The organism is Metapseudomonas otitidis, assembly GCF_011397855.1.
Taxonomy (GTDB): Bacteria; Pseudomonadota; Gammaproteobacteria; order Pseudomonadales; family Pseudomonadaceae; genus Metapseudomonas; species Metapseudomonas otitidis.
In genome coordinates this window covers 5,907,915-5,930,831 of the sequence record NZ_AP022642.1, presented here as the reverse complement: position 1 = coordinate 5,930,831, position 22,917 = coordinate 5,907,915, and the positions used below count along the sequence as shown (strand labels likewise).

14 protein-coding genes, 3 tRNA genes and 3 rRNA genes are annotated in these 22,917 nt (G+C 62.6%); 14 read left to right on the top strand and 6 right to left on the bottom strand.

Going from position 1 to position 22,917, the window contains the following annotated elements:
* Positions 1 to 4: 4 nt before the first annotated feature.
* Together PotMrB4_RS27435 and PotMrB4_RS27430 are read right to left on the bottom strand one after the other, a co-directional pair.
* A complete protein-coding gene (locus PotMrB4_RS27435; protein WP_074969652.1) occupies positions 5 to 1,771 on the bottom strand; it encodes a DUF1302 domain-containing protein in 1,767 nt (588 codons plus the stop codon).
* 209 nt (positions 1,772 to 1,980) lie between these two features.
* A complete protein-coding gene (locus PotMrB4_RS27430) occupies positions 1,981 to 2,889 on the bottom strand; it encodes a LysR family transcriptional regulator (RefSeq protein WP_044403416.1) in 909 nt (302 codons plus the stop codon).
* A gap of 180 nt (positions 2,890 to 3,069) precedes the next feature.
* On the opposite strand from PotMrB4_RS27430, the gene PotMrB4_RS27425 reads away from it, so the two are divergent.
* From PotMrB4_RS27425 to PotMrB4_RS27380, 10 genes are all read left to right on the top strand, one after another.
* Positions 3,070 to 4,251: an acyl-CoA dehydrogenase gene (locus PotMrB4_RS27425; RefSeq protein WP_044403414.1), complete on the top strand. Its 1,182-nt coding sequence runs from the start codon at positions 3,070 to 3,072 to the stop codon at positions 4,249 to 4,251.
* A 74-nt stretch (positions 4,252 to 4,325) separates the two neighbouring features.
* Positions 4,326 to 5,549 carry a CaiB/BaiF CoA transferase family protein gene (locus tag PotMrB4_RS27420; protein WP_172434967.1) on the top strand — a complete coding sequence of 408 codons (1,224 nt, stop codon included), beginning with the start codon at positions 4,326 to 4,328 and terminating at the stop codon, positions 5,547 to 5,549.
* A 487-nt stretch (positions 5,550 to 6,036) separates the two neighbouring features.
* Positions 6,037 to 7,572 (top strand): 16S ribosomal RNA (locus tag PotMrB4_RS27415).
* A gap of 93 nt (positions 7,573 to 7,665) precedes the next feature.
* Positions 7,666 to 7,742, top strand: a tRNA-Ile gene (locus tag PotMrB4_RS27410).
* 26 nt (positions 7,743 to 7,768) lie between these two features.
* Positions 7,769 to 7,844: transfer RNA gene (locus tag PotMrB4_RS27405), tRNA-Ala, on the top strand.
* 224 nt (positions 7,845 to 8,068) lie between these two features.
* Positions 8,069 to 10,960, top strand: a 23S ribosomal RNA gene (locus PotMrB4_RS27400).
* A 122-nt stretch (positions 10,961 to 11,082) separates the two neighbouring features.
* A 5S ribosomal RNA gene (rrf, locus tag PotMrB4_RS27395) occupies positions 11,083 to 11,198 on the top strand.
* The 16S, 23S and 5S rRNA genes sit together here with 2 tRNA genes alongside, the layout of an rRNA operon.
* A 253-nt stretch (positions 11,199 to 11,451) precedes the next feature.
* The gene (locus tag PotMrB4_RS27390; protein ID WP_172434966.1) at positions 11,452 to 12,858 is read left to right on the top strand and encodes an NAD(P)/FAD-dependent oxidoreductase; all 1,407 of its coding nucleotides are present in this window, start codon (positions 11,452 to 11,454) and stop codon (positions 12,856 to 12,858) included.
* A 78-nt stretch (positions 12,859 to 12,936) separates the two neighbouring features.
* Positions 12,937 to 14,169 (top strand): aromatic amino acid transport family protein, encoded by a 1,233-nt coding sequence (locus PotMrB4_RS27385; protein ID WP_172434965.1) that lies wholly within the window; start codon positions 12,937 to 12,939, stop codon positions 14,167 to 14,169.
* A gap of 60 nt (positions 14,170 to 14,229) precedes the next feature.
* Entirely contained in the window at positions 14,230 to 15,726 is a 1,497-nt protein-coding gene (locus PotMrB4_RS27380; RefSeq protein ID WP_172434964.1) for a PucR family transcriptional regulator, read from the top strand.
* 70 nt (positions 15,727 to 15,796) lie between these two features.
* On the opposite strand, the gene PotMrB4_RS27375 is transcribed toward PotMrB4_RS27380, so the two are convergent.
* Positions 15,797 to 15,873: transfer RNA gene (locus PotMrB4_RS27375), tRNA-Arg, on the bottom strand.
* Between the two features lie 317 nt (positions 15,874 to 16,190).
* On the opposite strand from PotMrB4_RS27375, the gene gabD reads away from it, so the two are divergent.
* From gabD to PotMrB4_RS27360, 3 genes are all read left to right on the top strand, one after another.
* Positions 16,191 to 17,642, top strand: coding sequence for an NADP-dependent succinate-semialdehyde dehydrogenase (gene gabD, locus PotMrB4_RS27370; protein ID WP_044401960.1), 1,452 nt, complete (start codon positions 16,191 to 16,193; stop codon positions 17,640 to 17,642).
* 175 nt (positions 17,643 to 17,817) lie between these two features.
* A complete protein-coding gene (gabT, locus tag PotMrB4_RS27365; protein ID WP_044402076.1) occupies positions 17,818 to 19,095 on the top strand; it encodes a 4-aminobutyrate--2-oxoglutarate transaminase in 1,278 nt (425 codons plus the stop codon).
* A gap of 197 nt (positions 19,096 to 19,292) precedes the next feature.
* Positions 19,293 to 20,501 carry an HDOD domain-containing protein gene (locus PotMrB4_RS27360; RefSeq protein WP_172434963.1) on the top strand — a complete coding sequence of 403 codons (1,209 nt, stop codon included), beginning with the start codon at positions 19,293 to 19,295 and terminating at the stop codon, positions 20,499 to 20,501.
* Here PotMrB4_RS27360 and PotMrB4_RS27355 read toward each other — a convergent pair.
* Positions 20,488 to 21,084, bottom strand: coding sequence for a 2-hydroxychromene-2-carboxylate isomerase (locus tag PotMrB4_RS27355; RefSeq protein ID WP_172434962.1), 597 nt, complete (start codon positions 21,082 to 21,084; stop codon positions 20,488 to 20,490). The two genes, PotMrB4_RS27360 and PotMrB4_RS27355, sit on opposite strands and share 14 nt — an antisense overlap.
* Positions 21,085 to 21,241: 157 nt before the next feature.
* Positions 21,242 to 21,982, bottom strand: coding sequence for an SDR family oxidoreductase (locus PotMrB4_RS27350; RefSeq protein WP_172434961.1), 741 nt, complete (start codon positions 21,980 to 21,982; stop codon positions 21,242 to 21,244).
* Positions 21,983 to 22,064: 82 nt separating this feature from the next.
* Here PotMrB4_RS27350 and PotMrB4_RS27345 point away from each other — a divergent pair, with 82 nt between their 5' ends.
* Positions 22,065 to 22,637 (top strand): TetR/AcrR family transcriptional regulator, encoded by a 573-nt coding sequence (locus PotMrB4_RS27345; protein WP_172434960.1) that lies wholly within the window; start codon positions 22,065 to 22,067, stop codon positions 22,635 to 22,637.
* A gap of 66 nt (positions 22,638 to 22,703) precedes the next feature.
* Here PotMrB4_RS27345 and PotMrB4_RS27340 read toward each other — a convergent pair whose 3' ends face one another.
* A complete protein-coding gene (locus tag PotMrB4_RS27340) occupies positions 22,704 to 22,868 on the bottom strand; it encodes a rubredoxin (protein ID WP_044401971.1) in 165 nt (54 codons plus the stop codon).
* Between the last annotated feature and the right edge of the window lie 49 nt (positions 22,869 to 22,917).

The following is a 22,917-nucleotide window of genomic DNA, read 5'->3' as shown; positions in this document are numbered from 1 at the left end:
GGGGTCAGAAGTTCAGACCGAAGCTGAGGGCGACGAAGTCGCGATCAGTGGTGGGGTTGTAGTGGCCGCCGAAGAAGTCGGTGTAGCTGAGGCTGGCGGTGTAGGTGTTCTGGTATTCGGCGGTGAGGCCGAGGCTGATGGCCTTGGAGCCTTCGTTGAAGTTGGGGCCGTAGCCGTCGACGTCATGGGACCAGGCGAGGCTCGGGCTGAGGTTGATGCCGGCGATGACGTTGGGGTAGTCGAGCACCGCACGGGCGCGGTAGCCCCAGGAGTTGCTGGTGTAGAAGCCCTTGTCGTTGCACTCGCGCTGGGCGGGGCTGGAGGCGGTGAGGGCGATGCAGGTGGCCTGGGAGGAGAGCTGGCCGGGGCCGTAGATCGGGTCGCGGCCGTAGCGCAGGGAGCCGATGTCGTCGTCGAGGCCGCTGATGTGGTTGTAGCCGACCTCGGCCACCAGGGTGAGGCGGCTGGCGCCCATGACCTGGTCGACGAACTGGGTAGCGGTGACCTGGGCCTGGGTGACCGGCTTGCGCTCGTAGCCATGGATGATGGCGCCGGCGGTGTTGCTGCTGTGGCCGCTCTCGAACACCGGTGAGGAGGGTACGGCCAGGGCGGCGAAGGACAGGTCGGTGCTGTTGAGCTGCAGCGGCATGTTGGGGCGGTAGCTGATCTCGCCGGCCACGGAGGTGCCTTCGATGTTGGTCTGGAAGCTCAGGCCGTAGAGGCGGATGTCTTCGGGGTATTCGATGAAGTAGCGGGCGCCCGGTGCACCGGGGATCACCGCGAGGCTCGGGCTGGTGGTGCGGATGGTGCTGAACACCGGGCCACGGCTGTGGTAGTTCATGGCGTAGGCGCCGAATTCGGTGTCGTTGAACTCCGGCACGAACCAGCGCAGGGCGACGCCGAACTGGCCGCTGTCGCGGGCGTCCTTGTCACCGGCGCGGGGGATGTAGAGGGTGCTGCCGGTGTTGGTGGAAACGCCGGGTGCAAGGTCGGGCCCGTTGACGATGAGGCGGTCGGTGCAGCCGTCGGCGACCACGTCGGAGGTGGAGAAGAAGGTGCCGCAGTTGTCGGCGACGGTCTGGTCCCATTCCAGCTGGTAGAAGGCTTCGGCCGAGAGGTTCTCGGTGAGGCTCTGGGACAGGTAGATCATGTTGACCGGGATGAGGCCTTCCTTGATCTCGGCACCCGGGCGGCGGAAGGCGGCGGCGTCGATGGGGTTGATGCTGTTGATGCTGTTGCCGATGAAGGTGCTCTCGCCCCAGCTCACCACCTGCTTGCCGACCCGGACCGAGCCGGGCAGGTCGCCGAGGTTGTAGTTGTGGTAGAGGAAGGCATCGAGGATCTGCGCGCCGGAGGCCTTGGCACCTTCCTTCCGGTTGTGGTCGTCGATGTCGTAGAACTCGCGGTGCTCGTCCTTGAGTTCGAAGTCATACCAGTACTTGCCACGGATGAAGACGCCGGTGTCGCCGTACTTCAGTTCGAGGTCGTGGATGCCCTTGAAGATCTTCGAGAAGGTCTCGCCCTTCTTGAAGTTGAGGCGGCCGTCGTCGCTGGTCCGGGACAGGGCGGTGCCGCCGCTGGCGGTGGAGATGAAGTCCCGGTCCGGGGCGCGGGTGCTCCAGCTGGCGCCGACGGACAGCGAGGAGTCCAGCTGCCCTTCGATCTCCCCGATGTTGAAGTTGATGGCGAAGGCGGGGGCGCTCAGCCCCAGTGCCACGGCGGCGGCCAGCGCGTGCGGCCGGAAGATTCCGCGCATTGTTCTTGTTGTCATGCGGCTCTCCAGTGAAGGAATGAGGGAGGCTTCATGCTAGTCAGCGCGGTCGGAGCCCATAACTGCCTGAATGGGCGATTTGCGGCATCACCCGTGTGGGTGATGCGGTGGGATGGGGCGCGGGGAAATGACCTGTTCTGGTGCGTCGGGCGGCGATTCGGGCTGGGCTGTCACCTTGCGTGACAGGGAGCCGGGCGGGGTGTTTCGCCTCAGGATTCGCCTGCTTCCTGGCGATACCGGGCGGCGGCTTCCAGCAGCCAGTCGCGGAAGGCGCCGAGCACGGCGGACTCGACCTTGCGCTCGGGAATGAACAGGTAATAGGCCTTGTCGCTGCGGCAGCTGTGGGTGAGGGCGGTGACCAGACGGCCTTCCTCCAGTTCGCGCTGGATGAGGAAGGGGGGGATGAGGGCGACGCCCATTTCGTGCATGGCGGCCTGGGCGAGCATGGAGAAGAGTTCGTAGCGTGGGCCGCTGAGGTCGCGGGCGACGTTCAGGCCGAGGGAGTTGAACCACTGGCGCCAGGCGTAGGGGCGGGTGGTCTGCTGCAGCAGCGGCAGGCGGGCGATGTCCTCGGCGCTGAGGCTGGTCCGGCCGCCCAGCAGGCTGGGGCTGCACACCGGTACGGAATGTTCGTGCATGAGGAAGTGGGACTGGGTGCCGGACCAGTCGGCGGTGCCGAAGTGCAGGGCGGCGTCGAAGTCGGTGTCGGCGAACAGGAAGGGGCGGGTGCGGTTGGTGAGGTTGACGGTGACTTCGGGGTGCAGGCGCTGGAAGTCCTTCAGCCGGGGCAGCAGCCATTGGGTGCCGAAGGTGGGGACCACGGCGAGTTCGATGGCCATGGCGCCCTGCTGGCCCATGACGGCGAGGGTGTCCCGCTCGACGGCGTCGAGCTGGCTGGCGATGCGCCGGGAGTAGGCGAGGCCGGCTTCGGTGAGCTTCACGCCACGTCGGGAGCGGCGGAACAGTTCGATGCCGAGGAAGTCCTCCAGGCCGCCGATCTGGCGGCAGATGGCGCTCTGGGTGAGGGCCAGCTCTTCGGCCGCCTTGGTGAAGCTCTGGTGGCGGGCGGCGGATTCGAATGCGACCAGTGCGCTGGTGCTGGGAATCTTGCGGCGCATTTTGTACGGCTACCTCACAAATGACGGGCCTTTGGCGGGGCTATGAAGCGTTCGGAGTGAGAAATTAGCACAAGAGGGTGCGAAAACCTCGTTTGCCGGGCTTGGGGGCGCTGTCTAGGATTGTTCCCCACAACGCGCGGACACTCCGCCTGATCCCATCCCTTATTCGAGGACCTGCCCATGGCTGCCAAAGCTTCCTTCAATTGGATCGACCCGTTGCTGCTGGACCAGCAATTGACCGAAGAGGAGCGCATGGTGCGCGAGAGCGCCCAGCAGTTCGCCGAGGACAAGCTGGCGCCGCGCGTGCTGGAGGCCTTCCGTCATGAGCAGACCGATCCGGCGATCTTCCGCGAGATGGGCGAAGTGGGCCTGCTGGGCGCGACCATTCCGGTGGAGTACGGCGGCAGCGGTCTGAACTACGTGTGCTACGGGCTGATCGCCCGCGAAGTGGAACGCATCGACTCCGGCTACCGCTCGATGATGAGCGTGCAGTCGTCTCTGGTGATGGTGCCGATCAACGAGTTCGGCAGCGAGGCGCAGAAGCAGAAGTACCTGCCGAAGCTGGCCAGCGGTGAGTGGATCGGCTGCTTCGGCCTGACCGAGCCGAACCATGGTTCCGACCCGGGTTCGATGGTGACCCGTGCGAAGAAGGTGGACGGCGGCTATCGCCTGAGCGGCAGCAAGATGTGGATCACCAACAGCCCGATCGCCGATGTGTTCGTGGTCTGGGCGAAGGACGATGCCGGCGACATCCGCGGCTTCGTGCTGGAGAAGGGCTGGGAAGGCCTGAGTGCGCCGGCGATCCACGGCAAGGTGGGCCTGCGTGCATCCATCACCGGCGAGATCGTGATGGACAACGTGTTCGTGCCGGAGGAGAACGCATTCCCTGAGGTGCGTGGCCTGAAAGGTCCGTTCACCTGCCTGAACTCGGCTCGCTACGGCATCTCCTGGGGGGCGCTGGGTGCCGCTGAGTTCTGCTGGCACACCGCGCGCCAGTACGTGCTGGACCGTCACCAGTTCGGTCGCCCGCTGGCGGCCAACCAGCTGATCCAGAAGAAGCTGGCCGACATGCAGACCGAGATCACCCTGGCCCTGCAGGGCTGCCTGCGCCTCGGCCGGATGAAGGACGAGGGTACGGCGGCGGTGGAGATCACTTCGATCATGAAGCGCAACAGCTGCGGCAAGGCGCTGGACATCGCGCGCATGGCTCGCGACATGCTGGGCGGCAACGGCATCTCCGACGAGTTCGGCATCGCCCGTCACCTGGTGAACCTGGAGGTGGTCAACACCTACGAGGGCACTCATGACGTGCATGCGCTGATCCTCGGCCGCGCGCAGACCGGTATCCAGGCGTTCTTCTGATCCGGTCCCTGTCCGGGCCCTTCTATATATAGAGGGGCCCGGCTCTGCTTCTTTCTTCTTCCGCAGGTGATTCCATGGCTGGTGCCCTCTCCCATATCCGCGTGCTCGACCTGTCCCGTGTGCTTGCCGGGCCTTGGTCGGGGCAGATCCTTGCTGACCTCGGTGCCGACGTGATCAAGGTGGAGCGGCCGGGGAGTGGCGACGATACCCGCGCCTGGGGGCCGCCCTTCCTCAAGGACGGAAGCGGGCGGGATACCAGCGAGGCGGCGTACTTCCTCTCGGCCAACCGCAACAAGCAGTCGGTGACCATCGACTTCACCCGGCCGGAAGGCCAGGCGCTGGTGCGAAAGTTGGCGGCGGAGTCGGACATCCTCATCGAGAACTTCAAGGTCGGTGGGCTGGCGGCCTATGGGCTGGACTACGCGTCGCTCAAGGCGATCAACCCGCGGCTCATCTATTGCTCCATCACCGGCTTCGGTCAGTTCGGCCCTTATGCCAAGCGGGCGGGTTACGACTTCATGATCCAGGGGCTGGGTGGGCTGATGAGCCTGACCGGTCGTTCGGACCAGGAAGAGGGTGCCGGGCCTGTGAAGGTGGGGGTGGCGCTGACGGATATTCTTACCGGGCTCTATTCCAGCGTGGCCATCCTGGCGGCCCTGACCGCCCGTGAGACCACCGGCCGGGGACAGCACATCGACATGGCGCTGCTGGATGTGCAGGTGGCCTGCCTGGCGAACCAGGCGATGAACTACCTGACTACGGGCGTTCCTCCTCGGCGCCTGGGCAATGCGCATCCGAATATCGTGCCGTACCAGGATTTCCCCACGGCGGATGGTGATTTCATCCTCACGGTTGGCAACGACGGGCAGTTCCGCAAGTTCTGTGAGGTGGCCGGGCATCCGGAATGGGCGGACGATCCGCGCTTTGCCAGCAACAAGGCACGGGTGGCAAACCGGGCGGAGCTGATCCCGCTGATTCGCCAGGCCACCGTATTCAAGACCACGGCCGAGTGGGTGGCTGCACTGGAGGCGGTCGGCGTGCCCTGCGGACCGATCAACGACCTGGCGGCGGTATTCGAGGATCCCCAGGTGCTGGCCCGGGGGCTGAAAGTCGAACTGCCCCATGCACTGGCCGGTGCGGTGGCCCAGGTGGCCAGCCCTCTGCGCCTCTCCGATACGCCGGTGGAGTACCGGATGGCACCGCCGCGCCTGGGCGAGCACACGGCATCCGTACTGGAGCGTGTGCTGGGGCTGTCGGCGGAGGCTATCGAGCGTCTGCGGCAGGAAGGAGTGGTGTAGCCACCTCTATAAAGAGGCCTGGAAGCCAGGCGTAAACTTTTTCCGAAAAGGGGGTTTACACCCATCTTCACTCATGTAGAATGCGCGCCTCGCTGAAGCGGAACGCTCTGCCAAGCGAGCTAAGTTGTTGAGTAGAAAAGAAAATTTCGAAAAACAGCTTGACGGAAGAAAGAGGTGCTGTAGAATGCGCGCCTCGCTTCGGAAGAGAAATCGAACGAAGCGCAAGTTGTTGAGTAGAAAGAAAAAATTCTTCGAAAAACAGCTTGACAGAAAGAAAGGCTGCTGTAGAATGCGCGGCCTCGGTTGAGACGAAAGACTTGATCGAAACGCTCTTTAAAAATTTGAATCAAGCAATTCGTGTGGGTGCTTGTGATGTAAGACTGGTAGTCGACTGATTATCAGCAACACAAGTAACACTCGTGAATTCGAGAGTTTATTTGCGATTGCTGAGCCAAGTTTAGGGTTTTCTCAAAACCCAAGCAGTATTGAACTGAAGAGTTTGATCATGGCTCAGATTGAACGCTGGCGGCAGGCCTAACACATGCAAGTCGAGCGGATGAGTGGAGCTTGCTCCATGATTCAGCGGCGGACGGGTGAGTAATGCCTAGGAATCTGCCTGGTAGTGGGGGATAACGTTTCGAAAGGAACGCTAATACCGCATACGTCCTACGGGAGAAAGTGGGGGATCTTCGGACCTCACGCTATCAGATGAGCCTAGGTCGGATTAGCTAGTTGGTGGGGTAATGGCCCACCAAGGCGACGATCCGTAACTGGTCTGAGAGGATGATCAGTCACACTGGAACTGAGACACGGTCCAGACTCCTACGGGAGGCAGCAGTGGGGAATATTGGACAATGGGCGAAAGCCTGATCCAGCCATGCCGCGTGTGTGAAGAAGGTCTTCGGATTGTAAAGCACTTTAAGTTGGGAGGAAGGGCAGTAAGTTAATACCTTGCTGTTTTGACGTTACCAACAGAATAAGCACCGGCTAACTTCGTGCCAGCAGCCGCGGTAATACGAAGGGTGCAAGCGTTAATCGGAATTACTGGGCGTAAAGCGCGCGTAGGTGGTTCAGCAAGTTGGATGTGAAAGCCCCGGGCTCAACCTGGGAATTGCATCCAAAACTACTGAGCTAGAGTACGGTAGAGGGTGGTGGAATTTCCTGTGTAGCGGTGAAATGCGTAGATATAGGAAGGAACACCAGTGGCGAAGGCGACCACCTGGACTGATACTGACACTGAGGTGCGAAAGCGTGGGGAGCAAACAGGATTAGATACCCTGGTAGTCCACGCCGTAAACGATGTCGACTAGCCGTTGGGATCCTTGAGATCTTAGTGGCGCAGCTAACGCGATAAGTCGACCGCCTGGGGAGTACGGCCGCAAGGTTAAAACTCAAATGAATTGACGGGGGCCCGCACAAGCGGTGGAGCATGTGGTTTAATTCGAAGCAACGCGAAGAACCTTACCTGGCCTTGACATGCAGAGAACTTTCCAGAGATGGATTGGTGCCTTCGGGAACTCTGACACAGGTGCTGCATGGCTGTCGTCAGCTCGTGTCGTGAGATGTTGGGTTAAGTCCCGTAACGAGCGCAACCCTTGTCCTTAGTTACCAGCACCTCGGGTGGGCACTCTAAGGAGACTGCCGGTGACAAACCGGAGGAAGGTGGGGATGACGTCAAGTCATCATGGCCCTTACGGCCAGGGCTACACACGTGCTACAATGGTCGGTACAAAGGGTTGCCAAGCCGCGAGGTGGAGCTAATCCCATAAAACCGATCGTAGTCCGGATCGCAGTCTGCAACTCGACTGCGTGAAGTCGGAATCGCTAGTAATCGTGAATCAGAATGTCACGGTGAATACGTTCCCGGGCCTTGTACACACCGCCCGTCACACCATGGGAGTGGGTTGCTCCAGAAGTAGCTAGTCTAACCGCAAGGAGGACGGTTACCACGGAGTGATTCATGACTGGGGTGAAGTCGTAACAAGGTAGCCGTAGGGGAACCTGCGGCTGGATCACCTCCTTAATCGAAGACATCAGCTTCTTCATAAGCTCCCACACGAATTGCTTGATTCACTTGCGAAAAGCGATTGGGTTTAGACCCGAAAGTGTGACGATTGGGTCTGTAGCTCAGTTGGTTAGAGCGCACCCCTGATAAGGGTGAGGTCGGCAGTTCGAATCTGCCCAGACCCACCAATTGTCGAGGGCGCAGCAGGTCTGAAGGGGCCATAGCTCAGCTGGGAGAGCGCCTGCTTTGCACGCAGGAGGTCAGGAGTTCGATCCTCCTTGGCTCCACCATCCACACAATCGCTGAAAGTTCAGAAATGAGTACCTGGTTCAGGTATTGATTTCTGGTCTTTGCGCCAGAACGTTCTTTAAAAATTTGGGTATGTGATAGAAGTGACTTGTTGAGTGTTTCACTGCACTCAGCAACTCAAGGCAAAATTTGCGAGTTCAAGCGCGAATTTTCGGCGAATGTCGTCTTCACACCATGGCCACTGGCAGATTGCTTGGGGTTATATGGTCAAGTGAAGAAGCGCATACGGTGGATGCCTTGGCAGTCAGAGGCGATGAAAGACGTGGTAGCCTGCGATAAGCTTCGGGGAGTCGGCAAACAGACTTTGATCCGGAGATCTCTGAATGGGGGAACCCACCTAGGATAACCTAGGTATCTTGTACTGAATCCATAGGTGCAAGAGGCGAACCAGGGGAACTGAAACATCTAAGTACCCTGAGGAAAAGAAATCAACCGAGATTCCCTTAGTAGTGGCGAGCGAACGGGGATTAGCCCTTAAGCTTCTTGGATTTTAGCGGAACGCTCTGGAAAGTGCGGCCATAGTGGGTGATAGCCCCGTACGCGAAAAGGTCCTTGAAGTGAAATCGAGTAGGACGGAGCACGTGAAACTTTGTCTGAACATGGGGGGACCATCCTCCAAGGCTAAATACTACTGACTGACCGATAGTGAACCAGTACCGTGAGGGAAAGGCGAAAAGAACCCCGGAGAGGGGAGTGAAATAGAACCTGAAACCGTATGCGTACAAGCAGTGGGAGCCTACTTTGTTAGGTGACTGCGTACCTTTTGTATAATGGGTCAGCGACTTATATTCAGTGGCGAGCTTAACCGAATAGGGGAGGCGTAGCGAAAGCGAGTCTTAATAGGGCGTTTAGTCGCTGGGTATAGACCCGAAACCGGGCGATCTATCCATGAGCAGGTTGAAGGTTAGGTAACACTGACTGGAGGACCGAACCGACTCCCGTTGAAAAGGTAGCGGATGACTTGTGGATCGGAGTGAAAGGCTAATCAAGCTCGGAGATAGCTGGTTCTCCTCGAAAGCTATTTAGGTAGCGCCTCACGTATCACTCCAGGGGGTAGAGCACTGTTTCGGCTAGGGGGTCATCCCGACTTACCAAACCGATGCAAACTCCGAATACCTGGAAGTGCCGAGCGTGGGAGACACACGGCGGGTGCTAACGTCCGTCGTGAAAAGGGAAACAACCCAGACCGCCAGCTAAGGTCCCAAAGTTGTGGTTAAGTGGGAAACGATGTGGGAAGGCTTAGACAGCTAGGAGGTTGGCTTAGAAGCAGCCATCCTTTAAAGAAAGCGTAATAGCTCACTAGTCGAGTCGGCCTGCGCGGAAGATGTAACGGGGCTCAAACCACACACCGAAGCTGCGGGTGTCACGTAAGTGACGCGGTAGAGGAGCGTTCTGTAAGCCTGTGAAGGTGAGTTGAGAAGCTCGCTGGAGGTATCAGAAGTGCGAATGCTGACATGAGTAACGACAATGGGTGTGAAAAACACCCACGCCGAAAGACCAAGGGTTCCTGCGCAACGTTAATCGACGCAGGGTGAGTCGGCCCCTAAGGCGAGGCTGAAAAGCGTAGTCGATGGGAAACGGGTTAATATTCCCGTACTTCTAGTTACTGCGATGGAGGGACGGAGAAGGCTAGGCCAGCTTGGCGTTGGTTGTCCAAGTTTAAGGTGGTAGGCAGGGTGCTTAGGAAAATCCGGGCGCTCAATGCCGAGAGCTGATGACGAGTTATCTTTTAGATGACGAAGTGGTCGATGCCATGCTTCCAGGAAAAGCTTCTAAGCTTCAGGTAACTAGGAACCGTACCCCAAACCGACACAGGTGGTTGGGTAGAGAATACCAAGGCGCTTGAGAGAACTCGGGTGAAGGAACTAGGCAAAATGGCACCGTAACTTCGGGAGAAGGTGCGCCGGTGAGGGTGAAGGATTTACTCCGTAAGCCCATGCCGGTCGAAGATACCAGGCCGCTGCGACTGTTTATTAAAAACACAGCACTCTGCAAACACGAAAGTGGACGTATAGGGTGTGACGCCTGCCCGGTGCCGGAAGGTTAATTGATGGGGTTAGCGCAAGCGAAGCTCTTGATCGAAGCCCCGGTAAACGGCGGCCGTAACTATAACGGTCCTAAGGTAGCGAAATTCCTTGTCGGGTAAGTTCCGACCTGCACGAATGGCGTAACGATGGCGGCGCTGTCTCCACCCGAGACTCAGTGAAATTGAAATCGCTGTGAAGATGCAGTGTATCCGCGGCTAGACGGAAAGACCCCGTGAACCTTTACTGTAGCTTTGCACTGGACTTTGAGCCTGCTTGTGTAGGATAGGTGGGAGGCTTTGAAGCGAGGACGCCAGTTCTCGTGGAGCCATCCTTGAAATACCACCCTGGCATGCTTGAGGTTCTAACTCTGGTCCGTCATCCGGATCGAGGACAGTGTATGGTGGGCAGTTTGACTGGGGCGGTCTCCTCCCAAAGAGTAACGGAGGAGTACGAAGGTGCGCTCAGACCGGTCGGAAATCGGTCGCAGAGTATAAAGGCAAAAGCGCGCTTGACTGCGAGACAGACACGTCGAGCAGGTACGAAAGTAGGTCTTAGTGATCCGGTGGTTCTGTATGGAAGGGCCATCGCTCAACGGATAAAAGGTACTCCGGGGATAACAGGCTGATACCGCCCAAGAGTTCATATCGACGGCGGTGTTTGGCACCTCGATGTCGGCTCATCACATCCTGGGGCTGAAGCCGGTCCCAAGGGTATGGCTGTTCGCCATTTAAAGTGGTACGCGAGCTGGGTTTAGAACGTCGTGAGACAGTTCGGTCCCTATCTGCCGTGGACGTTTGAGATTTGAGAGGGGCTGCTCCTAGTACGAGAGGACCGGAGTGGACGAACCTCTGGTGTTCCGGTTGTCACGCCAGTGGCACTGCCGGGTAGCTATGTTCGGAAGAGATAACCGCTGAAAGCATCTAAGCGGGAAACTCGCCTCAAGATGAGATCTCACTGGGATCTTGAATCCCCTAAAGGGCCGTCGAAGACTACGACGTTGATAGGTTGGGTGTGTAAGCGCTGTGAGGCGTTGAGCTAACCAATACTAATTGCCCGTGAGGCTTGACCATATAACACCCAAACAATCTGGTGTTGTTGGTGAAGTCGACAAACCGAAAGTTCGATTGAACCGCAAAGTACTGTCACATACCCGAATTCGGGTGAGCGTCTCGACGATCACCCTAAAGAATTGCTTGACGACCATAGAGCGTTGGAACCACCTGATCCCATCCCGAACTCAGTAGTGAAACGATGCATCGCCGATGGTAGTGTGGGGTTTCCCCATGTGAGAGTAGGTCATCGTCAAGCACCTATACCAAACCCCCGATCATCGAAAGATGGTCGGGGGTTTGACTTTGAGCGAAAGAAAAGTCTGCTGGGGATAACCCCAGTCCCGCTTCGAGTATTTCCGACTCCCCTTCCTTTGCAGCACGCTCGCTTGGCCAAGTAGCTTCATACCTTCGTACGAACAGGGCGTGACATTTCCTAATAACGCCTGATTGTTGCCTGGGTGGCCCTCCCTGAGACTGGCTCGAATTACTCTTCGAGCCCGGTCTTCGACATGAAGCTAACGCTTACCCCTCCCCTCAAGGCCAGCTATTGGATGGAGTCCATCGAGCATGATGAGAGCCCGTTCGCTCCTCTGACTGGCAAGCACAAGGTTGATGTCCTCATCGTCGGTGGTGGCTTCGTCGGGCTTTGGACAGCCCTTTCCATCAAGCAAATGGAGCCCCAGGCGCGCGTCATGCTGGTCGAGCAGGATGTCTGTGGCGGCGGTGCATCCGGACGCAATGGAGGATTCGTGATGTCCTGGTGGCCCAAGATCGGAACCCTCCTGAGCTTCTGCGATGCCAACCAGGCACGCTTCCTGGGCGAACAGGCCGAGCGTGCCATTTCCGAGCTCGGGGAGTTCTGCGAGGAGCACCAGATCGACGCCCATTACCGGCAGGCAGGTTGGCTGTGGACCGCCACCACCTCACGACACGTCGATACCTGGAATACGACGCTCGCTGCCTGTGAGCGACTGGGTGTGAGCCCATTCGAGCGGGTCGATGCCAATGAGGTGGCCCGGCGAACAGGCTCCCGCGTGCATCTGGCAGGAGTCTTCGAACGCAGCAACGCCACCGTTCAGCCCGCTCTGTTGGTAAGCGGAATGCGACGGGTAGCGCTGGCCAACGGTGTGGAGATCCACGAGCACACCGGAGTGACCGCCATCAGCCCCGGCGAGCCCGTGGAGGTGAGTACAGCCAGTGCCAGTATCCGAGCGGACCGCGTCGTGCTTGCCACCAACGCCTGGGCAGCCGCATTGCCCGAACTCGCCAGTGCGATAGTGCCCGTCAACAGCTCCATCGTCGTTACCGAGGCGATTCCCCATCGACTGGCCGAGATCGGCTGGACCGGTGGCGAAGCCATTACCGACTCCCAGTTGATGGTCGACTACTACCGAACCACCCACGACGGTCGCATCGCATTCGGCAAGGGCACCGGAGCCCTCGCGTATGGTTCGCAGATTGACGCCACCTTCAGTGATCACTCGCCCAGTCTTCGCCTTACCGAGGCCGATCTGCGCCGTACCTATCCCATGCTCAACGACGTCGGCATCACTCACCGCTGGTCCGGCCCGATCGACCGCACCTACGACAGCCTGCCCGTATTCGGTCGGCTCGCCGGACATACCAACATCCACTACGGCATCGGCTGGAGCGGCAATGGCGTCGGCCCCAGTCGCCTCGGCGGCCGCATCCTCGCCAGCCTGGCCCTGGGGCGTGACGATGCCTGGAGTCGCTGCCCGCTGGTGGAGCGTCGCTGTCGCCGGTTCCCGCCTGAACCCCTGCGCTACATCGGCGGTTCTCTGGTGCGCAGCGCCGTGATGCGCAAGGAGCGCGCAGAGCTGAAGAACGATGAGCCTGCCCCCCTCTACCGCTTCCTCGCCCGCTTCGCCCCCGCCGGCCTGGAGGATAAAGGCTGAAGGGCTGTATCCCGCAGCGTGCTGCACCTGAGAGGCCGCCTCACTCCCCCCTGATCCCAATAAAAGAGGACATAACAAATGGGCATCAACCAACGAATCGAAACGGAATCCGGCCTCGAAGCCCATGCCCTGGGCTCGCTCGAGACCGTCGCCATCATCATCGGCACCAATATCGGCGCCGGCGTGCTCAGCATGGCCTACGCCGCACGCAAGGTCGGCTACCTGCCGTTGCTCGCCTGCCTCGCCATCACCTGTTTCTTCTGCATCATCACCATGCTCTACGTCGCAGAAGCCTGCCTGCGCACACGTGGCAACAATCAGCTCAGCGGCCTCGCGCGGCGCTACCTGGGCACGTTCGGAGGTTGGCTGATCTTCATTGCCGTCGCTGCCAACAGCTATGGCGCCCTGGTCGCCTACATGAGCGGCAGCGGCAACATCATGGCCGACTTCTTCGGCCAGTACGGCCTGACTCGGGAGATGGGCAGCCTGGTGTTCTTCATCCCCTCCGCGCTGGTTCTCTACCTCGGCCTCAAGGCCCTTGGCATCGGAGAAAAGCTCATCAGTACCGGCATGGTGCTGATCGTCTGCGTACTGATCGCCGCCACCCTCACTCATGCGGACACCCGCATCGCCTACCTGTGGCGAAGTGACTGGCAGTACGTGGTCCCCATCTTCAACCTCGCCGTATTCGTCTTTGGCGCTCAGTTCCTGGTGCCGGAACTGGTGCGCGGTAACCTCACGACGCCCAGGCGACTCCCATGGCTGATCATCCTCGGCATGGTCCTCACCTTTATCCTGGTCGCCGCGATACCCGCTTCCGTGATCGCCCTGGTAGGGCCCGAGAATCTCAGCGAAGTGGCCACGCTCAGTTGGGGCCGATCCCTCGGGCAGTGGGCCTACTACACCGCCAACACCTTCGCCTTGCTGGCCATGCTGACCTCTTACTGGGGGCTGGGTGGCTGCCTGTTCACCAACTTCTTCGACCATTTCCGCCTGGGTAGCGAGCGCAACCGGCGCAAGCGCCTCCTGGTTCTCGCCCTGGTCTCCGTACCGCCCTTCCTGCTGGCCTATTCCGGCATCGGCGGCTTCGTCAACGCCCTCTATTTCGCCGGCACCTTCGGTGGTGTGTTGATGGGCATCATCCCTATCCTGCTGCTCAACGCCGCGCGCCGCTCCGGTGACCAGGCGCCTGCATTCACCTGTGGCTGGTATGCGCACCCCATGATCCAGGTCGCGATCATCCTCATCTTCGCCGCCAGTGGCCTCTACGCCATCGCCTCCGCACTCGGCATGCTGCCGGCCAGCTGGTGAGGTCCGGACCGGCGGCCCCTGGCGATTACACTGGTCGCTCAACCCTGGAGCAGCCTGGACATGCCCTTCACCCTGCGAGAACTCCTCACCCTACCGGCACTCCGCTCGCGACTGGTGAGCGGAGCCGCCGGCCTTGATCGACCCGTTCGCTGGGCCCATGTCTGCGAGCTCCCCGATCCCACCGAATGGCTCGGGGAGGGGGACCTGCTCATGAGCACAGGTCTCGGTATCCCCGCCGCTCCCTCGGAGCAGCGTCGCTATGTCCAGCGACTCATGGAGGCCGGTCTGGCCGGCCTGATGATCGGCGAAGACATGCAAGCGCCAGCTGACCTCGCAGCGCTGTGCGACGCCGCGGAGTGCCTGGGCTTTCCCCTTGTCTTCACCGAGTACGGCGTCCCCTTTGCCGCAGTTACCCGCGCCATCGCCGATGCCGGACGCAGCATCGAGCGCGAACGGCACCTGGCGCTCCAGCGCATCTACGAAACCGCCCGGTTGAGCCTGGGTGGCCTCGGGCTGGCGCCACTCCTGGCCCGGCTGGAAAAGGACGTCGCAGCGGCACTTCACCTGATCGACAGCCGCACCCTGTCGCCTTGGGATGAAGCCTTGCCAGCCCTTGCCGAAAGCGCCCGACTGACCATCAGGCAAACGCGCGCTCATGGGCGCACAGGGCTCTCGCCCATGTTGCAGCGTTATCCCCATCCCGATGGCGAGATGCTGGGCATGGCCCTGCCATCGAAGCCCGACTGCCTGCTGGTGGTCCGCGCTGGTGAACTGCCCGACTACGCGCTGCTGCATCACCTGCTCGCGATCGTGGGAATCGAGCTCGAACGCATGCACGTCGAGAGCGAGCGCCGGCTGCGCCTGGGTTCCGAGCTTCTGGATGACCTGTTGAACGGGCGCGCAGCGTCCCATCAAGCCGAGCAGCGCCTGCAGGCGCTCATGCCGGGCCTGCCGCTCACCGCATTGCAGCTGTGCATTGCTCGGATGCCGCTCGAAGACGCTCCAGGCAGGGAAGACATTCTGCAGCGCTGGGGCCAGCGCGGTCTGCTGCGGATCCAGGGCCATGAGATCGTCCTGCTTCAACCCGCTGAGCGGATTGGCGAACTGCAGGCCGAGTTGGGCGCAGAGCTGGGAGCGAGCAACCCGGTGGAACGGCCCGAGCGATTTGCCGACGCGCTGCGCGAAGCACGTCTCGCTCTCGCGCATGCAGGCCCCCTGATGCCCCTGATCCTCTACGCCACCCTGGGGCCGGGGGCGCCCTGGCTGCCCCGCTCCCTGGATGAAGCCGAGCGCACTGCGCGGCAGACGCTAGGCCCATTGCTGGAACAGGAGCGAGCCCAAGGTGCGCCGCTGCTGCACAGCCTGCAGGTCTTTCTCGAAGAGAATCGCTCCTGGCAGGCGGCCGCCCAGCGCCTACATGTCCACAAGCAGACCCTGGTGTATCGCATGCGGCGTATCGAAGCGATCACGGGCCGTTCCCTGGACAGCACCGAAGACGTCACCGTTCTCTGGCTCGCCCTGCGGGCGGCTCGCCTCGCGGGAATCGGGCCGTCGTGAAGAGGCAGCCTCCGGACGGAGGCAGAAACACAAAGGCCCCCTGGATTTCTCCAGGGGGCCTTTCGTTGTCTGGCGCATCCGGCGGGATTCGAACCCACGACCCCTGCCTTCGGAGGGCAGTACTCTATCCAGCTGAGCTACGGATGCTTGAGAGCGCGCAATCATACCTGCACGTGACGTCGGAGTCCATTTTGCGTGGTGTGTTCTGAATATTGAACGCGCACGCTCCTCGTAACGGATTCTGCACAGCAAAACCCGACGGGCGCTCATTTTTTTGTCTGTTTTATCGAACGTAGTATTGCCCTTTGATGCCTCTGGCCCTAGCATTCGTTTGAGATTTCAAACGCCCCTTGCACTGCCAAGCCCGGCTGCTGCAATCGACTTCCTTTCCTGGCCAATCCTGGGGTTGGCCGAACAAAAACAACGGACCCCGGCTCCTTGTAACCGGTGCGAAGGAGACAGAGATGCAATTGAAAGATGCCACGCTGTTCCGCCAGAAAGCCTACATCGACGGGGCCTGGCTGGACGCTGACAGCGGCCAGACCATCAAGGTCAACAACCCGGCCACGGGTGAGATCCTGGGTACCGTTCCGAAGATGGGCGCTGCCGAGACCCGCCGTGCCATCGAAGCTGCCGAACGTGCTCTGCCGGCCTGGCGTGCCCTCACTGCCAAGGAGCGTGCGGCCAAGCTGCGTCGCTGGTTCGAACTGATGATGGCCAACCAGGACGACCTGGGCCGCCTGATGACCCTGGAGCAGGGCAAGCCGCTGGCCGAAGCCAAGGGTGAGATCGCCTACGCCGCCTCCTTCATCGAATGGTTTGCCGAAGAAGCCAAGCGCATCTACGGCGACGTCATCCCCGGCCACCAGCCGGACAAGCGCCTGATCGTCATCAAGCAGCCCATCGGCGTGACCGCGGCCATCACCCCGTGGAACTTCCCCGCTGCGATGATCACCCGCAAGGCCGGCCCGGCCCTGGCCGCCGGCTGCACCATGGTGCTCAAGCCTGCTTCCCAGACCCCGTACTCCGCCCTCGCCCTGGCCGAGCTGGCCGAGCGCGCCGGCATCCCCAAAGGCGTGTTCAGCGTCGTCACCGGCAGCGCCGGTGAAGTGGGTAGCGAGCTGACCAGCAACCCCACCGTGCGCAAGCTGTCCTTCACCGGCTCCACCGAGATCGGTCGCCAGCTGATGGCCGAATGCGCCCAGGACATCAAGAAGGTGTCCCTGGAGCTGGGCGGCAACGCCCCCTTCATCGTGTTCGACGACGCCGACCTGGACGCCGCCGTCGAAGGCGCATTGATCTCCAAGTACCGCAACAACGGCCAGACCTGCGTCTGCGCCAACCGCCTGTACGTGCAGGACGGCGTGTATGACGCCTTCGTCGAGAAGCTCAAGGCCGCCGTGGCCAAGCTCAACATCGGCAACGGCCTCGAAGACGGCGTCACCACCGGCCCGCTGATCGACGAGAAGGCCGTGGCCAAGGTCCAGGAACACATCCAGGACGCCGTCAGCAAAGGCGCCAAGGTCGTTTCCGGCGGCAAGCCCCACGCCCTGGGTGGCACCTTCTTCGAGCCGACCATCCTGGTCGACGTACCGAAGAACGCCGCTGTCGCCAAGGAAGAGACCTTCGGCCCGCTGGCCCCGCTGTTCCGCTTCAAGGACGAGGCCGAAGTCATCGCCATGTCCAACGACACCGAGTTCGGCCTGGCCTCCTACTTCTACGCCCGTGACCTGGGCCGCGTGTTCCGCGTGGCCGAGGCGCTGGAATACGGCATGGTGGGCATCAACACCGGCCTGATCTCCAACGAAGTGGCGCCGTTCGGCGGCATCAAGGCCTCCGGCCTGGGTCGCGAAGGCTCCAAGTACGGCATCGAGGACTACCTGGAAATCAAGTACCTCTGCCTCGGCGGGATCTGAACCTGATGCAAAGACGGGGCAAGGCGCGAAAGAGCGCGCGGCGCCCCAGCTCCACAACCTGAACCGACGAACCTCCGGCGGGCCTGCGCAGTCGATCATCGAATGCTGCGCAAGCGCCCACCGGGGGTATTCATCCTTGAGACTGCGCCGCCCGATGAGCGGCCGTGAGGAAGACATGAGCAAGAACGAATCCCTGCTGAAACGCCGTGCCGCCGCTGTAGCCCGTGGTGTTGGCCAGATCCACCCGGTCGTCGCCGAGCGCGCCGAGAACGCCACCGTCTGGGACGTGGATGGCCGCGAGTACATCGACTTCGCCGGCGGCATCGCCGTGCTGAACACCGGCCACCTGCACCCGAAGGTGATCGCCGCTGTCCAGGAGCAGCTGACCAAGCTGTCCCACACCTGCTTCCAGGTACTGGCCTACGAGCCCTACATCGAGCTCTGCGAAGAGATCGCCAAGCGCGTACCGGGTGACTTCGCCAAGAAGACCCTGCTGGTCACCTCCGGCTCCGAAGCCGTCGAGAACGCCGTCAAGATCGCCCGCGCCGCCACCGGCCGTGCCGGCGTCATCGCCTTCACCGGCGCCTACCACGGCCGCACCATGATGACCCTGTCCCTGACCGGCAAGGTGGTTCCGTACTCCGCCGGCATGGGCCTGATGCCCGGCGGCGTGTTCCGTGCCCTGGCCCCGTGCGAACTGCACGGCGTGAGCGAAGACGACTCCATCGCCAGCATCGAGCGCATCTTCAAGAACGACGCCCAGCCCCAGGACATCGCCGCGATCATCATCGAGCCGGTCCAGGGCGAAGGTGGCTTCTACGTCAACTCCAAGGCCTTCATGCAGCGCCTGCGCGCCCTGTGCGACCAGCACGGCATCCTGCTGATCGCTGACGAAGTACAGACCGGCGCCGGCCGTACCGGCACCTTCTTCGCCACCGAGCAACTGGGCATCACCCCGGACCTGACCACCTTCGCCAAATCCGTCGGCGGCGGCTTCCCCATCTCCGGCGTGTGCGGCAAGGCCGAGATCATGGACGCCATCGCCCCCGGTGGCCTGGGCGGCACCTACGCCGGCAGCCCGATCGCCTGCGCCGCGGCCCTGGCCGTGTTGAAGGTGTTCGACGAAGAGAAACTGCTGGAGCGCAGCCAGGCTGTTGGCGAGCGCCTCAAGGCTGGCCTGCGTGACATCGCTGCCAAGCACAAGGTCATCGGCGACGTCCGCGGCCTGGGCTCCATGATCGCCATCGAACTGTTCGAAGGCGGCGACGTGCACAAGCCCGCTGCCGAGCTGGTTGGCAAGATCGTGGCCCGTGCCCGTGAGAAAGGCCTGATCCTGCTGTCCTGCGGCACCTACTACAACGTGATCCGCTTCCTGATGCCGGTGACCATCCCCGATGCCCAGCTCGACAAGGGCCTGGCCATCGTCGCCGAGTGCTTCGACGAACTCGCCTGAGGCTCACCAGCCAGGCGTACTTGAGACCCGCTTCGGCGGGTCTTTTTTTGCCCCGGATCAAGCCGATTTCATCCAGTCGGTCAATATGCCATCGGGCCACTACTCAGCCCTTCATCGGCGCTTTAGACTTGTCGCCTTCATTTTTGCCAACTCCGTCGCACCCACTCACGGCACTCCCGCAGTAGCCCGAGGTACCCATGACCGCCCACGCCAAGGTTCCGGAAGTCCTGATTGCCGAGGCAGACCCGTGGACGGCCGACCTGCTCGCCCAACTGGTGCTGGATATCCGCGCCGACGCCAACCTCGTCCGCGTCGCCGACGCGCCCACCGCCCTGGCGCGCTGCAAGCGCCGCCTGCCCGACCTGGTGATCGCCGACGGTGAACTGCAGGGCGGTGGCGGCCTGGAGCTGCTGCGCCAGCTGCGTCGCCACCCGCGCACCCCCATGCTGCCGTTCGTGCTCATCAGCGCCCGGGTGGATGCCGGCAGCGTGCGCGCCGTGCTGCCCCTGGCGCCGTCCGCTTACCTGGGCAAGCCCTTCAATGCCGAGAGCCTGCGCCAGCGCCTGGCCAGCCTGCTGCCCGCCGGCGAAGGCCGCGAGCCGGCCGCGCCGCTGCTGGTGGCCACCCTGGAGGAATACCTCGACAGCGTGCGCGAGGAAGGGCAGGGCGCCCCCCTGCTCAGTGACGTGCGCGACGCCGTCAGCCGCTGCCTGCAGGCCAGCGACCTCGACCTGCGTGACCTCGACGAAGTCTTCTCCCGCGACCCGCAGATCACCGCCCGGCTGATCGCCGCCGCCAACAGCGCCGCCCAGCACCTGGGCACGCCCTGCCAGACCCTCACCCAGGCCCTGCAGCGCCTGGGCGTGACCCGTGTGCTCAACCTCGTGCTCGGCATGGCCCTGGAGCGCAACGCCCGGCTGCGCGACCCGCGCCTGGCCGAGCTGGCCGACATCGCCTGGCGCGAGGCCCAGCGCAGCGCCGAGCTGGGCTACTGGATGGCCAGCGAACTCGACCTGGATGCCGAGCTCTGCTACACCGCCGGCCTGCTGCACAACATGGGCGAACTGGCCCTGCTGCGCAGCCTGCAGGACTGGCAGGACGCCGGCGGCACCCTGGAGGACGATGCCCTGGAAACCGTGATGCGCAAGCGCGCCGCCGGTTTCGGCTCCGCCCTGCGCATCCGCTGGCGCCTGCCCTTCGGCCTGCGCGAACTGGTGGCGGCCTTCTACGGCCTGGGCAGCGGCGTGTTCTCCCGCGAGGCGCTGACCATGAACCTCTGCGCCGGCCTCCTGCGCCTGCCCGCCAACGCCGCCCCGCGTGACCTGCTGGACGAGCGCTCCGCCCGCCTGCTGCGCCTCGACCCCTCGCTGCTGGATCGCCTGCCGGCCCGCCTCATGCAGGCCTGAGGGCCTCCTCGACGAAGTCCAGGCGGTCCTGACCGAAGAACATCTCCGTGCCCACGAAGCAGGTGGGCGCCCCGAACACCCCGCGCCTGACCGCCTCCTCGGTGGCCGCCTTCAGCGCCTCCTTCACCTCCGTGTCGGCCGCCAGTGCCTGCACGGCCGCCGGGTCGAAGCCGGCCCCTTCCAGCACGGCCGCCAGCACGGCCGGATCGCCCAGGTTCTTCGAATCCTGCCAGAGCGCGCGGAAGGCCGCGTCCAGGTACGCCTCGAAGCGCTCCGGTTCGTGCAGCTGCAGGCCGGTGGCGATGCGCATCAGGGCCAGGGTGTTGATCGGGAAGTGCGGGTTGAACACCATCGGCACGCCGTAGCGGCGGGCGAAGCGCAGCATGTCCACCAGGGTGTAGCGCCCCTTGGCCGGCACGCTGATGGGCGAGGCGTTGCCGGTGGCCTGGAACACCCCGCCCAGCAACATCGGCCGGTAGCGCAGCGCTGCACCGTGGCGGGCGCACAGTGCCGGCAGCTGGGTCCAGGCCAGGTAGCTGGCCGGGCTGCCCAGATCAAAGAAGAATTCGACGCTCTTGTTCATTTTTTGTCCTTCAAATAACGCTACGGAGTCGAGGCCGAGCGAGCGGCACTCAGGCTAGGCGGCGGCGCGTCGGGAAAGCGGAGTTGGCGTCTGCCAATGAGCATTTCACGGCGCCACGCCAACAACGCCTGAGCGTCGCGCAGCCGGCCGTCAGTAATCACCAGCGTTCCATCCAGGGGCGTAGATCCAGCTCGAACGTCCACGCATCCCGCGGCTGGCTGTGCAGGAACCAGTAGTTGTCGGCGATGTGCTCGGGGTCGAGGATGCCGTCCTGGTCCTTGCGCGCGTAGAGGTCGGGGAAGGTGTCGCGGATGAACGCCGTGTCGATGGCACCGTCCACCACCACATGAGCGACGTGGATGTTCCTCGGCCCCAGCTCCCGCGCCATGCTCTGGGCCAGCGCGCGGATGGCGTGCTTGGCCCCGGCGAAGGCGGCGAAACCGGCCGCCCCGCGCAAGCCCGCCGTGGCCCCGGTGAACAGCAGCGTGCCGCGCTCGCGGGTGACCATGCGCTTGGCCACCGCCTGGCTGGTGAGGAAGCCGGCGAAGCAGGCCATCTCCCAGATCTTGAAGTACTTGCGCGGCGTCTCGTCGAGGATGCTGCACGGAACGTTGGCGCCGATGTTGAAGACGAAGGCCTCGATCAGGCCGATGTCACGCTCGATCTGCTCCACCAGCGCGTTCACCTCCTCCTCCTTGCGGGCGTCCGAGCCGAAGCCGAAGGCCTGGCCGCCTTCGGCGCGGATCTCGTCCACCAGCGCCTGCAGCTTGTCCGCGCTGCGGCGGGTCACGCAGGCGATATAGCCCTCGCGGGCGAAACGCTTGGCGATGGCTCCGCCCGTGGCGTCCCCGGCGCCGATCACCAGCACCACCTTGTTCGTATTGTCCTGACGGGTCATCGCGGATCACCTTGGGTAAACGATCGTTAGGTGAACGGACGTTATGCTACAGTCCGCGCCAGCGTCAAGCGAGGAAAGCCCCATGCGTTACTCCCCCAGCCACAAGGAAGAAACCCGCCAGAAACTGCTGGAAAGCAGCGGCGCCATCGCCAAGGGCGGCGGTTTCGCCAGCACCGGCGTGGACGCCCTGATGAAGGCCATCGGCCTCACCGGCGGCGCCTTCTACAGCCACTTCCCCTCCAAGGACGACCTCTTCACCGCCGTGGTCGAGCGCGAACTGTCCGGCAGCCTGATCGGCCAGGCCGCGCGTGAACCGGGCTTCGACCGCGCCCGCCTGCAGCGCTGCCTGCACCACTACCTGAGCCTGGCCCACGTGCAGGACCCTGCTGCCGGCTGCGCCATTCCCGCCCTCGGGGCCGAGATCGCCCGGGCGGATGCCGTGGTCAGGGAAACGGCCGAGCACTGGCTGCTGCAACTGCAGCGCGCCTGGGCGTCGATCCTCGAGGATGGCGACCTGGCCTGGGCGCTGCTCGCCCAGTGCGTAGGTGCCCTGGTGGTGGCGCGCATGCTGGCCAGCCAGCCCGCGCAGGAAGCGGTGTTGCAGGGTAGCCGCCGGTGGGTGGACGACTGCCTGAAGGGCGCGCGCAGCGCCTAGAGGGGCACTTCCAGGGGCTGCCGGCCTGACGGCCTCGCCCACGTTTCTGGAGGCGCCCCGGAGGGGTCAGATTTCCTGCATGTCGAAGTCGGCCTTGCCCACGCCGCAATCCGGGCAGACCCAGTCCTCCGGCACATCGCCCCAGGCCGTGCCGGCCGGGATGCCTTCCTCGGGCCAGCCCTTGGCTTCGTCGTAGATCAGGCCGCAGACCACACAGATCCAGGTTTTCATGCCGTTACCTCTTGTCGTTCACGGGGGCAGGAAGCGGGTCGAGGGGCTC